12 protein-coding genes are annotated in these 12559 nt (G+C 70.5%); 5 read left to right on the top strand and 7 right to left on the bottom strand.

Features of this window, described 5'->3' with window-relative positions; genetic code table 11:
* Positions 1-121: 121 nt before the first annotated feature.
* Genes QM595_RS04430 through QM595_RS04455 form a run of 6 tightly spaced genes read right to left on the bottom strand, consistent with a single transcriptional unit; the run spans position 122 to position 5924 of the window.
* A complete protein-coding gene (locus QM595_RS04430) occupies positions 122-1003 on the bottom strand; it encodes an amidohydrolase family protein (RefSeq protein WP_415170318.1) in 882 nt (293 codons plus the stop codon).
* 3 nt (positions 1004-1006) lie between these two features.
* Positions 1007-1957 (bottom strand): DUF6282 family protein, encoded by a 951-nt coding sequence (locus QM595_RS04435; protein ID WP_415170319.1) that lies wholly within the window; start codon positions 1955-1957, stop codon positions 1007-1009.
* Positions 1954-3210: an amidohydrolase family protein gene (locus tag QM595_RS04440; protein ID WP_415170320.1), complete on the bottom strand. Its 1257-nt coding sequence runs from the start codon at positions 3208-3210 to the stop codon at positions 1954-1956. Before QM595_RS04440 ends, QM595_RS04435 begins: the two co-directional genes overlap by 4 nt.
* Positions 3211-3268: 58 nt before the next feature.
* Positions 3269-4123 (bottom strand): ABC transporter permease, encoded by an 855-nt coding sequence (locus QM595_RS04445; protein WP_415170321.1) that lies wholly within the window; start codon positions 4121-4123, stop codon positions 3269-3271.
* The gene (locus QM595_RS04450) at positions 4123-4932 is read right to left on the bottom strand and encodes an ABC transporter permease (RefSeq protein WP_415170322.1); all 810 of its coding nucleotides are present in this window, start codon (positions 4930-4932) and stop codon (positions 4123-4125) included. Before QM595_RS04450 ends, QM595_RS04445 begins: the two co-directional genes overlap by 1 nt.
* Complete coding sequence (locus tag QM595_RS04455) at positions 4929-5924, bottom strand: ABC transporter substrate-binding protein (RefSeq protein ID WP_415170323.1); 996 nt, start codon at positions 5922-5924, stop codon at positions 4929-4931. Before QM595_RS04455 ends, QM595_RS04450 begins: the two co-directional genes overlap by 4 nt.
* A 194-nt stretch (positions 5925-6118) precedes the next feature.
* Between QM595_RS04455 and QM595_RS04460 the strand changes: the two genes are divergently transcribed.
* Positions 6119-7147, top strand: a complete 1029-nt coding sequence (locus QM595_RS04460) for an amidohydrolase family protein (RefSeq protein WP_415170324.1) — start codon at positions 6119-6121, stop codon at positions 7145-7147.
* A gap of 18 nt (positions 7148-7165) precedes the next feature.
* Here the strand turns inward: QM595_RS04460 and QM595_RS04465 are convergent, their stop codons facing one another.
* Positions 7166-7882, bottom strand: coding sequence for a GntR family transcriptional regulator (locus QM595_RS04465; protein WP_415170325.1), 717 nt, complete (start codon positions 7880-7882; stop codon positions 7166-7168).
* Positions 7883-8106: 224 nt separating this feature from the next.
* Between QM595_RS04465 and QM595_RS04470 the strand changes: the two genes are divergently transcribed.
* The 4 genes from QM595_RS04470 to QM595_RS04485 are packed head-to-tail and all read left to right on the top strand — an operon-like array spanning position 8107 to position 12438.
* Positions 8107-8931 carry a fumarylacetoacetate hydrolase family protein gene (locus QM595_RS04470; RefSeq protein WP_415170326.1) on the top strand — a complete coding sequence of 275 codons (825 nt, stop codon included), beginning with the start codon at positions 8107-8109 and terminating at the stop codon, positions 8929-8931.
* Positions 8931-10430, top strand: coding sequence for a carboxylesterase/lipase family protein (locus QM595_RS04475; RefSeq protein ID WP_415170327.1), 1500 nt, complete (start codon positions 8931-8933; stop codon positions 10428-10430). The genes QM595_RS04470 and QM595_RS04475 overlap by 1 nt, the downstream gene beginning before the upstream one ends.
* 46 nt (positions 10431-10476) lie before the next feature.
* Positions 10477-11697, top strand: coding sequence for a Bcr/CflA family efflux MFS transporter (locus QM595_RS04480; protein WP_415170328.1), 1221 nt, complete (start codon positions 10477-10479; stop codon positions 11695-11697).
* A gap of 27 nt (positions 11698-11724) precedes the next feature.
* Entirely contained in the window at positions 11725-12438 is a 714-nt protein-coding gene (locus tag QM595_RS04485; protein WP_415170329.1) for a histidine phosphatase family protein, read from the top strand.
* Positions 12439-12559 lie beyond the last annotated feature (121 nt).

Raw genomic sequence — 12559 nt, forward strand, 5'->3', positions numbered from 1 at the left:
CAGGTGCGCGCAGCGCAAGGCGGCGTCGCGACGGCATACCGGGCGTCTTCCGAGCGGCGCCAACGCCGCGATGGGTGTGCCTGGGCCGCGCAGACCCGGGACGAACTTCCGGAGACGACCACTAGCCGAAGACCCGACGACCCGTCCCGCCCATCACGGCCGCGGCCTCGTCGGGCGTCAGGTCCGCGACCGCGTCCAGGGCCCGAGCTACCATCTCGGCGTATCCGCCCGGGGCGTTGCCGAAGTCGGACCCCCACATCACCCGGTCCGCACCGAAGAGATCGACGACCCTGCGCAAGAACTCGGCCGAGTCGGCGCCTGCCTCACTGACCAGGTCGAAGTTCTCGGTGGTGACCTTGACGTTGACGTTGGCCCGCTCGGCCAGCTCCCGATGCGCGGGCGCGAAGCCGTGGCCGTCCACCGGCCAGCCCACATGGTCGATGACGATCTGTCCGTCGGGGAACCGGTCGGCGAGGACGCCGATGCGCCGCAAGGCCGCCTCGTTGGTGCCGGGCGGCACCGACATCACGACCATGGGGATCCTCAGCCGCTCGACCTCGGCCCAGGTCGCCAGCGCCCGTTCGGAGTCGAGCCAGGCAAACTCGCCGGCCGGGGTCATCCCGCCGGTGATGCGAACACCGGCCAGGTCGTGCTCCTCGACGAGCGAACCCAGCAGCTGCGGGGTGTTCGGGTCGGCGGCGTCGAGCACGATGACCGGCCTGATCTCGGCGGGGTGCTTGGTCGCGGCGTCGAGCAGGTAGGAGTTGTCGAGTCCGTACGCCGTGCGGTACTGGACCGCCGCTCCTGCCGAGACCCCCGCCCGCGACCACAGCGCGAGCACCGCCTCGGCGGTGAGCGGTGAGGCGGTGATCCGCTCGCGCAAGTTGACGCCGGCCGGGTTGGCGGGCACTCCGGCGTGCCCGCCGGGGGCGCCGGCCTCGATGAGCGGGTAGCGCTCGAAGTCGTCGGTGATCAGATGGGTGTGGGTGTCGAAGATGTCCATCGCCTACGCCTCCGCGGGCGCGTCGAGGGCCACCGCCGGTGCGGCGGCGAGGCGGCGCGAGTTGTCGACGGTCATGGTCCGCACCTCGTCGTCGGTGAAGCCCTCCGCGAGCAGCCAGTCCGCCATCAGCGCGATGCCGTCCTCGACCGGCGGGTTGAAGGGCTGGCCGAGGTCACTGGACAGCACCGAGCGGCTCGGCCCGGCCTTCCGGATGTTCTCGACCATGTCGAGCCAGGCCACCTTCCCCGTGTACGGCGTGGTGAAGCAGCGCTCCAGCAGCACGCCGTACTCGGCGAGCTCGCACTGGTCGGCCACGCTGAGTCGCTGCGAGGTGAACTCCGGGTGGGTGACCACGATCCGCTGCACGCCGAGCTCGACGGCGCGCCGGGTGACCGCCAGGATCTCGGCTGCGGCGAGGTGGCCGGTGGCCAGCACCAGGTCGTGACGGGCGATGAGGGTGAGGACGGCGTCCACGTCTGGCAGCACCCGGCCTGCCTCGTCGATCACCTCGACGGCGGGCGGAGAGATGCCGAGCGAGCGCAGGTCGTCTTGCAGCGCCGCCCACATCGGCGGTGTCGAGTCGGCCGGTGCCTGGGCGCGCGAGGCACGCTGGTTGGCGCTGTCGACCGTGGGGAACCAGACGATCCGGGCTCCGCTGCGGGCGGCGATCTCGACGGCGGTGGGGTTCATCCCGCCGACCGATCCGTTGAGGGTCAGCGCCCCCAGCACGTCGGTCTGCGGGACCGCCGCCCGCACCACGGCGGCGCGCTCGGCGGTCGGGACGTAGTGGGACTTCAGCACGAAGCCGGCCAGGCCGACCTCCGCGAACCGCCGAGCCAGGGTGAGGTCGTCGATGCGCCGACGCATCACGTCGGGAGCGACGTGGATGTGGGTGTCGTAGGCGCCCGCGACCAGCTCCCGCGCCCGCTCGCTGGGGACCGGATGATCGGTCATCGCACGCCCACCGCCTGCCGAGCCTCGATGCGTGCGGCCGGGGTCTTGTGCATCCAGCCGTCCTTCATGACCATGGTGAGCCTGCTCTGGTCCTGCATGAGGGAGATGTCCGCGAGCGGGTCGCCCTCGACCAGCACCAGGTCGGCCAGGTAGCCCTCCCGGACGAGTCCGAGCCTCTCTCCGAAGCCCATCAGCTGGGCGCCGTTCCAGGTGCCCGCCCGCAGCGCCTCGGCCGGCGTCAACCCGAACCATTCGACGAAGAGCTGCAGATCGCGCAGGTTCTTGCCGACCGGGTTGAACGGGAAGCCGTAGTCGCCGCCTATCACCAGTCGTACGCCGCGGGCGTGCAGTTGCGGTACGACCTTGCGGACGCTGTCGTGGGTCGGGACGACCTCCATGCCGTCGTCCATCGGCTGGTCGGTGTCGTGCAGGTGCGCGTAGATGATGCCCGGCGTGGGCGCGACGAAGATGCGGTCGCGGGCTTCCTCGAGCAGGTCCAGCGCCTCCTCGTCGGCGAAGGTGCAGTGGTAGATCGTGCGTACGCCGTTGCGCACGCCGAGCTTGATCGCGTCGGCGGAATGGGCGTGGGCACTGAGCCAGATGTCGTGCTGGGTCGCGGTGGCCGCGGCGGCGGCGACCTCCTCGTCGGTGAACTGGATGATGCGCGATGTCATCGGGTCCAGCGCGCTCTCCCCGGAGAGGTTGAGCTTGACGATGTCGACCCCGATGCCGGCCATCTCCTCGACGAAGGCGGCGACGGCCTGCGGCTGGGACTCGCGGTTCTCGATGCCGGGGAACTTGAAGACGCCGGGAAGCTGCTTGCTGACGCTCCCCTCCCAGGACGCGGCCCGGAAGCGCGGCCCGGGCAGCCAGCCCTCGGCGAACGCCTTGCGCGCGGCCACCTCCGCGTGCGGCATCCGGTTTCCTCCGGAGTAGGCGCTGGTGATGCCCGAGTCGAGCATCACCCGAGCCCCATGCGCCATGAGCAGGATCTTTTCGGCCTCCGGGTCGCGTCGCGAGCTGGTGTGCTCGATGGTGCTGCCGAAGCCCAGGTGGGTGTGGCCGTCGACCAGCCCGGGGAGCAGGGTAGCCCCCTCGGCGTCGATGACCAGCGCCCCGTCGCGGTCGGTCGGCGAGACGTCCTCGCCGACCTTGACGATGCGGTTGCCCTCCACGAGTACGTCGAGGCGCTCGGGTGCGCTTCCGGTGCCGTCGAAGACGGCAGCGCCGGTGATCAGGGTCTTGTCGCCCATCTGTGTGTTCCTTCCTATCCGAGGAGTGTCGCGCCGGTAGCTGTGTGCCGGCATCGGTTCAGGCTGCTCCGGGCTGGCGGCGCTCGTGCCGGCTGCCGAGTCGCGGACCCTGTCGGAGCAGGCCGCTGCCGGCCCGCGAGGGCCGCGAGCGCGGCGCTCGCTGCTCGTACCAGCCGAGCAGGGCGTGCTCCACGAGGAGCAGCAGCAGACTCAGCAGGTAGCCGACGATCCCGATGAGGACGGTGCCGGCCCAGGTGTCCACCACGGCGAAGTTCTGGCTGCTGCGCAGGATGAAGTAGCCGATGCCCTCCGCCGAGCCGTAGAGCTCGGAGATCACCACGATCACCAGGCCGACCGAGACCGAGATGCGCAGCCCGGCGAGGAACTGCGGCAGCGCGCCGGGCATCACCACCTTGAGCAGTTGCAGGTGCCAGGGAATCCGATAGACGGCGGCGGTCTCCATGACTGCGGGATGGATCCCCCGGACGCCGTTGATGGTGTTGAGCAGGACGGGCCAGCACGTCGAGAACGCGATCAACAGGATCTTCGGCGCCGCCCCGATGCCGAGGGTGAGGATGACGGCCGGGACGAACGCCGCGTGCGGCATCGCGCGCAGGAACGCCAGCAGCGGCATCAGCACCTCCCGAGTGTGGGCGTGGATGCCGATCACCATGCCGAGCAGCCCGCCGCCGAGCGAGGCCAGAGCGAGGCCGAGGATCAGATTCCGCATGCTGTAGCCGAGGTCGCTCAGCAGACTGCCCTCCACCACGCCCGAGCCGAGCGCTCCGAGCACCTCGGACAATGGCGGGAAGTAGATCGAGCCGCTGTCGGCGGTGATCACCCACACCACGACGACGAGGACGACCGGGAGCACGACGAGTTGTCCCCAGTGACGCATCGACGGCGATCGCATCAGCTGCCCCTTTCCATACGCCAGCGCAGGAAGTGGTGCTCGGCCCGCTCACAGCCCCAGTTGACGGCGAACCCGACGCAGGCCGCGGTCACGACGTAGGCGAAGGCCTGCGGCGCGTCCCCGTCCAGCTGCGCGGTCGAGATCTGGTGCCCGAGACCCGGCCTGGCGCTCAGGATCTCCACCCCGACGGCGACCAGGACCGAGGTCGAAGCGGCCAGCCGCAGCCCGGTCATGATGGAGGGCAGCGCCCCGGGCAGGATCACCTTCCCGAACAGGAGCAGGCCGCCGATCCGATAGGCCCGCGCCGTCTCCTTGACGCCGGAACTGACGTCGCGGGCGCCGTACTGTGCCTGCAGGAACAACGGGAAGACGCAGGCGCAGAAGATCACGGTGCTCTCCATCCGCTGGCTCGCTCCCAGGATCAGCAGGAACACGGGCAGCAGGGCGACGACCGGGAAGGAGCGACCGACGTCGATCGAGATTCGCGTCAGCCGCTCGCCGAGCGGATAGGTGCCGGTCAGCAACCCCGCGGGGATCGCCACCGCGAAGGCGGCGAGCAACCCGATCAGCGAGCTCTGCAGCGTCTGCCGGACGGCCAGCCAATAGCCGCCGGTGCTGACCAGATCCCACAGCGTGGAGGCGACCCGCTCCAGCCGGGGCAGCACCGAGTTGCTGACCATCCCCGAGCGGGCGAACACGAACCAGAGCCCGGCCGCGACGGCGAAGGCGGCCACCTGCTGGAGGCGCAGGCTTGCCCTGCCCGAGGTCGGCGGCGGTCGGGTCCGGGCCTGCTGGATCGTCGTGCTCACGTCGTCGGCGCCTCCGACCAGAAGATGTCCTCGTCAGCAGGTACGGCGTCGATGGCCTCGATCTTCACCAGCTCCTCGGCGAGGGCGTGGGTGGTGTCGACGTTGATCTCGGTGGAGTAGGGGATCGGCTCCATCGCGTCGATGTAGTCGTCGGGCAGCTCGGTGTACTCGCGCTGGGTGTCGCGCACCGCATCCGGGTTGTCGTTGGCGTAGGCGACGCCCTCGGCGATGGCCGCATTGAACTTCTCGACGATGTCGGCGTGCTCGTCGAGATACTCGGTGGTGGTCAGGTAGCCGATCTGGAGCGTGCCGGGCAGTTCCGTGGTGCCGTCGGTCAGGCTGACGAATCCCTCGGCGACCGCCTTGGAGTAGTAGAGCCCGAACGGCAAGATCGCGTCGACCTGACCCGAGGAGGCCGCCTCCTGCAGGGCGGAGGGATCGAGGTTGACGTAGGTGAAGGCGGAGGGATCGACCCCGGCCTGTCGGGCCAGGATGTTGTTGACCAGGTTGGTGGTCCCGCCGATACCCGAGAGGCCGATCTTCTTGCCCTCCAGGTCGGCGAAGGAGGTGACGGCGCTGCCTGGCGGCACCAGCAGACCGTCCGTGGGAGCGGCGCCCGCCGTCGAGCCCTGAACGCCGGTGATCAGGCGGACCTCGACCCCGTTGGCCACGGCCTTGATCGCCTGCGGTGCGCCGCCGTTGACGAACTGGACCTCGCCGTTGAGGAGACGCGGAATGTTCGCGGAGGTGTCGGCACTCGCCTCGACGAAGGTCACCTCGAGCCCCTGCTCCTCGAAGAATCCCTGCTCGTCCGCCAGGACGACCGGCTCGAAGCCGGTGTTCGCCGGGCGCATCACCGAGATCGACACCAGCCCGCTCTCAGTCTCCTCGACGGTGTCGGATCCGCCGCCGCAGGCCGCCAGCGCCAGGCCCGCCAGCAGACTCACCGCGGCGGCCGTCGACCGCCGACCACTCCGTGCGATGCATGTCATCACGAAACTCCTCATCCGCGCGATTCACTCACCACAGCAACTTCCGCTGTACGAAATCACTTGTCGACTGTCGACACTATCAACCATAGTGCTGTGATGTCCATCACTCACGACTCGGCGCTCACCGTCAACCTAGAGATCAGTTTTCGTGGTGCGAGAGCAACTGTCGTCACCTTGCAGGAAGGAACGAAAGATTGATCATCGACTGCCACGGTCACTACACGACCGTCCCGACAGCCCACACCCGGTGGCGCGCCGACCAGCTCGCGGCGCTGCTCGCGGGTGCGGCCACCCCCTCCTACCCCGATGTCTCCGACGACGAGATCCGGACCTCCGTCGAGGAGAACCAGCTCCGGCTGCTGCGCGAGCGCGGCGCCGACCTGACGCTCTTCTCGCCTCGGGCCTCGGCGATGGCCCACCACGAGGGCGACCTGCCGGCCAATGTCGCCTGGGCACGGGCCTGCAACGACCTCATCGCCCGGGTGGTGGAGATGTTCCCGGAGCACTTCGCCGGCGGCTGCCAGCTGCCGCAGACCCCCGGTGGCCGGCTCGACGAGGCGATCGCCGAGCTGCGCCGGTGTGCCGGCCTGGGCTTCGTGGGACTCAACCTCAACCCCGATCCCAGCGGTGGCCACTTCACTGCCCCACCACTGACCGACCCCTACTGGTTCCCGCTCTACGAGGCGATGTGCGAGCTGGACATGCCGGCGATGGTCCACGTCTCGGCCAGCTGCAACCCGGCCATGCACGCCACCGGGGCCTCCTACCTGGCCGCGGACACCGTCGTCTTCATGCAGCTCCTGCAGGGCAACCTGTTCGCGACCTTCCCCGAACTGCGCCTCGTCATCCCGCACGGCGGCGGCGCGGTGCCCTACCACTGGGGTCGCTATCGCGGACTGGCCGACATGCTCGGCAAGCCGTCACTGGACACTCATCTGATGCGCAACGTCTTCTTCGACACCTGCGTCTACCACCAGCCCGGCATCGACCTGCTGCTGAGCGTGATCGACCACGACAACGTCCTGTTCGGCTCGGAGATGGTCGGTGCGGTACGCGGCATCGACCCGACCACCGGCCACTACTTCGACGACACGCTCAGGTACGTCGACCACTACGCCGACGTCGCCGGGCTGACCGCGGCAGGACGCGAGCAACTGCTCTCCGGCAACGCACGTCGCGTCTACCCGCGGCTGGATCGGATCCTGCGCGACCAGGGCCGCTGACCCGTGGACGGCCCTCGCTCAGCCGCTGGGGAGCTCGGAGGGGTCGATGGCGGCCAGAGCGGCGTCGGTGGCGCGAGAGAGCAGCAGCGCCGCCAGCTCCCCGTCGTGGGCGACGATCGCATCCTGGATGCGCCGTTGGTCGGCGAGGCTCTCCGCGAGCCGGCCCTCGTGCGCGAGCGAGTTGCGCCGGAGCACGAGGGTGCGCAGCGCGAGGGTGTCCAGCATCTCGCCGAGGATCTGGTTGTCGGCGATCTCGACGTAGCGCCGCTGCAGGTTGACGTGTCCCCACATGTAGTCGTCGAGGTCACCGCGCCGGACCGCGCCCTCCATCCCGGCCAGCTGCTCTTTCAGCCCGGGGATGTCGGCGTCGGTGACGTAGTCGGCCGCCAGCCTTCCCACCACCGTGAGCAGGTGTCTGACGACGAAGTAGATCTCCCTGACCTGCTTCTGCGTGAAGGAGGCCACTCGCGGCCGACGGCGTGCCCGGATCTCGACCAGGCCCTCGGACTCAAGCAGCATCAACGCCTCGCGGGCCGGCGTACGGCTGGTCTTGAACCTGTTCGAGAGCTCGACGGAGTTCAGGTCCTCACCCGGCTTGAGCCGTCCCTCGACGATGCCGAGGCCGATCCAGATGGCGATCTGGGCGACCGCCGGCTCGCGGCGCTCCCCCAGCCTCAGCAGTCGGACCAGTTCCTCGGAAAGGTCGCGCTCCGCAACCACGGCCGGCTCACTCACTGTTCACCCTCTTCTCGCGCGACGTCATCCGCTGTGGCTGCTCCGCCGACCACAGCGTATGACGTCCTGTCCGCCGGCGAAGTGGCGACACTCGCATCACATCGTTTCTCGTCCTCGACGACGCTTTACGGTAGACCTCTCCAGGCCCGCAGACCGCTAAGTGTCGCCACTTTGTGCAACACTAGCGACGTTGGTCACCCCGTCCCCAGCAAGGACCCCCCGTCATGCGCTTCGTCTCCTGCTATCACGACAACCGCCCGTACGCCGCTCTTGTCGAGGGGGACCTGCTCATCCCGCTCCGGCAGGTCACCGAGTTGGGCGCCCAGACGCCCACCGCGTTGCTGGCCGACCCGCCACTGGACCACGGCGCGGCCTTTCCCCGCGAGACGGCCACCCTGCGAAGCGTCGTGCCCCACCCCGAGAAGGTCGTCTGCGTCGGTCTCAACTACCGCGCCCACATCGCCGAGACCGGGCGCGACGACTCCTCCTATCCGGTCCTGTTCACCAAGTTCGCCAGCAGCCTCGCCGGACCCTACGACCCGATCCCGGTGCCACCGGAGTCCGACCGGGTCGACTGGGAGGGCGAGATCGCGGTGATCATCGGGACGCCCGCCCGCCGGGTCGCCGAGTCCGAGGCCCTGCGGTACGTCGCGGGCTACAGCGTCGCCAACGACGTCAGCATGCGCGACTTCCAGCGACGTACCCACCAATGGCTGCAGGGCAAGGCCTGGGACGCCGCCACCCCGATCGGGCCGGAGTTGGTCACCCCGGAGGAGGCGCCGGACTTCGCCGACATGGAGATGGTGGTGCACTACGACGAGGAGGAGGTGCAGCGCACCACCGCCGACTTGATGATCTTCGGCGTGGCGGAGCTGATCGCGACCATCTCGACCTTCACCACCCTGCAGCCGGGCGACCTCATCCTCAGCGGCACGCCCGGCGGCGTCGGCGACCGCCGTGACCCTCCGCTCTACATGACCCCCGGCCACACCGTGTCGGTGGAGGTCTCCGGGCTCGGCCGGATCGAGAACAAGCTGGTCTCCGGCTGATGGACGAGGTTCTGGTCCGTACCTCCGATGGCCTCCTACGCGGCAGCGGCGTCGGCTCGGTCGCCCGTTTCGCCGGCATCCCCTACGCCGCCCCGCCGATCGGCCCGTTGCGCTGGCGGCCGCCGGCGCCGGTCGAGCCGTGGGAGGGCGAGCGACCCGCCCAGAGGTTCGCCCCGGCGCCGCTGCAGGGGCAGCCGCCGCGGGACAACATCATGTGGCACGCCAACTTCGCCGACTCCCACGCCTTGGTGATGAGCGAGGACTGCCTCTACCTCAACGTGTGGACGCCCGATCCCGGCGGCTCGGGACTGCCGGTGCTGGTCTTCCTCCAAGGCGGCGGCAATCGCTTCGGTCACGGCGGCCAGGAGGTCCACGACGGTGCGGCGCTGGCGCGGCGCGGCATCGTCGTGGTGACCCTGTCGGTGCGGCTGGGCATACTCGGCTTCCTGGCCCATCCCGAGTTGGCGGCCGAGGACGAGTTGGGCGCCTGCGGCAATTACGGCGTCCTCGATGCGCTGGCCGCACTGGAGTGGGTGCAGCAGCACATCGTCGCCTTCGGCGGCGACCCCGCAAAGGTCACCTTCGGCGGCAACTCCGCCGGTGCCGTCGTGGTCACCCATCTGATGGCGAGCCACCTGGGACGCGGTCTGTTCCGGGCAGCGATCGGCCAGAGCGCCGCGGGTGTCTACCGCGCCGAGGGAGCGCTGCCCTCCCATACCGAGGCCCAGGAGCACGGCCTGGCGGCGCTGGGCCCGCTGGCGAAGGCGCCGCTGGCCCGGCTGCGCCGCCTCAGCGGCGCGTCGTTCCTGCTCGACGCCCATCTGGGCGTCGTGGTCGACGGCCGGGTGGTCACCGAGCAGACCGATGCCGTCTTCGAGCGCGGCGGCCAGGTCTCCGTCCCGTTGCTCGCCGGCTGGAACACCGACGAGGGCGCCAACTTCACCCCCGCCGCCGCCCTTCCCGCGCTGCGCTCCCGGATCCTCGAGGGCCCGCACGGCGCCGTACTGGCCGAGCACTACCCGGTCGACGACGCCCGGCTGCAGGCCTCGGCACGCGCCTTCACCGGTGACGCGAAGTTCGCCGGACCGGTGCTCGCCTGGGCCCGGACCCACGTCGCGACCAGCGAGGCTCCCACCTGGGTCTACGAGTTCGACCAGGCTCCGCCGCTGCCGGCGGGTCTCGACCTCGTCCCGCCCGCGGACGGCGGCGCCGGCTACGGCGTCTTCCACACCGCGGAGCTGCCCTACATCAGCGACAACCTCGACTGCCGCCCCTGGGACTGGCGCGAGTGCGACCGCGAGCTGGCCGGTTCGACGGCCGACGCCTGGGCCCGATTCGTCGCCGATCTCGACCCCAACGGGCCCGGTCTGCCGCAGTGGCCGGCCTTCGACGGCGGCCGCGACGGCATGGCGATGCGACTGAACGAGCAGCCCGGCGCGGCCCCCATCCGGCGTGCGGCGGCGCTGGCGGTGCTGGCGGGACTGCCGAGGCCCCTGTGACTTGCCCTGTGACTTGCGCTGTGACTTGCCCAATGAGGTGTCCGCGGTGAGAGGTCCGCTGGGGCTGCGGCGATCGGTGCTGCTGGGCGGACTGGCGACCATCTCCCCGATGGCCACCGACATGTACCTCTCGGAGTTCCCCCATATCGCCGACGCGCTCGGGGTCGGGTCCACGGCGGTGCAGGCCACGCTGACCGCCTACCTGCTCCCGTTCGCGCTGTGCCAGCTCTTCTTCGGGGCGCTCTCGGACGCGCACGGCCGACGCCCGTTCGTCATCGGCGGATCGGTCCTGCTGGTGCTCGGCAGCGTGGTCTGCGCGCTCGCGCCGACGGCGACGCTGCTGCTCGCCGGACGGGTGCTGCAGGGCCTCGGCGGTGCGGCGGCCTCGGTGAGCGGTCGGGCGATGGTTGCGGACCTGCTGGAGGGGCGGCGCGCCGCCCGCGCCTATATCGCGATGGGCACCGTTTCCGCGCTCGGCCCCATCGTCGCGCCGACCCTGGGCGCCTCGATCGGCGCCGTCGCCGACTGGCGGGCCATCTTCTTCGCGATCGGGCTGACCCAGTTGGGCCTGCTGGTCCTGGCCCTCTCGGTGGCCGAGACGCTCCCGCCCGAGCGACGTACGACGAGGGCGGTGCGGACCCTGGGCCCGCGGCTGGCCGGACTCGCGGGCAATGCGGCCTTCCGCTGGCGACTGTTGGTCACCGCGGCGGGCTCCGTCGGGCTCTTCGCCTACATCTCGGGCTCGCCGTTCGTCGCCGAGGAGATCGGCCTGAGCACCCCGCACTACGCCCTCGACTTCGCGACCAACGGGCTGGCCATGCTGGTGACCTCCGTGGTGTGCACCTGGCTGGTGGTTCGGGTGGGCCGGGAGGCCATCATGTGGTCGGGCCTGTGGCTCTCGCTGCTCGGCGCGGCGGCGCTGTGCCTGGCGGCACTGGAGGTGGCCGTCGTGCCGGCCGTGCTGTTCGGCTTCCTGTGCGTGTGCGGGTCGCGGGGAGCTCTCGGCGGCACCTCGTTCAGCTACGCCGCCGACGCCGCCCCCGGCGCGGCGGGCCTGGCGCTGGCGGCGATGGGCACGACCCAGTTCGGCGCGGGAGCGGTCGCAGCCGTGCTGATCGGCGTCGGCGACGGCCCCGCCGTCGTCCCCGTCGCGATCGTCATCTCGCTGGCGGTGCTGGTGTCGATGGCTGCGCACACGATGGCGAGCCGTCGCGCTGCCGAGCACCGACAGCTCGAGGGTCACCCCCGGGTGCAGGCCAAGGCCTAGCCGCGACAGGCCAGTAGCCTGTCGGTGATGCGTCTCCTTCTCATTCGCCATGGCCAGACACCGAACAACGTCGCCGGCGCGCTCGACACCGCTCGTCCCGGTGCCGGGCTGACCGCCCTGGGACAGGCGCAGGCCCAGGCCATCCCGAGAGTGCTGGCCGACGAGGGGGTGGCGGCGGTCTACGCCTCGGTGCTGACCCGCACCCAGCTCACCGCCGCCCCGCTGGCGACGACGCGCGGTCTCGGCGTCCGGGTGAGCGACGGGCTGGAGGAGATCTCGGCCGGCGACTTCGAGATGCGCACCGACCACGACGCCGTGGCGGCCTACGTCGAGACGCTGAGCCGCTGGGCCCACGGCGACCTCGCTCACGCCATCCCCGGCGGGCAGGACGGGCACGGCTTCTTCGAGCGGTACGACGCCGCGATCGCCCGCATCGCCGCGACCCACCCCGAGGAGACCGTCGCAGTGGTGAGCCACGGTGCCGCGATCCGCCTCTGGTCGGCCACCCGGGCGGTCAATGTCGGCCCGGAGCACGCCGTCGAGCAGCGGCTCCACAACACCGGCCTGTGCGTTCTCGAGGGCGACCCCGACAGCGGCTGGACCCTCACCAGGTGGCACCCTGAGCCGCTTGGCGGGATCGAGCTGGCGGACCGGCTGGCCCACGACGTCACGGGCGACGCCGCAGTCGAGGCGGACGAGGCGGTCGAGGCGGTCGAGGCGGACGAGGCGGTCGCCGACTGACGCCGCGAGTCGGCAGAAGTGCAGGTCCCACAACCGCCCAGTCGGCAGAAGTGCAGGTCCCACAACCGCCCAGTCGGCAGAAGTGCAGGTCCCACAACCGCCCAGTCGGCAGAAGTGCAGG

The sequence above is a fragment of the Nocardioides sp. genome, assembly GCF_047607185.1.
Lineage (GTDB): Bacteria > Actinomycetota > Actinomycetes > Propionibacteriales > Nocardioidaceae > Nocardioides.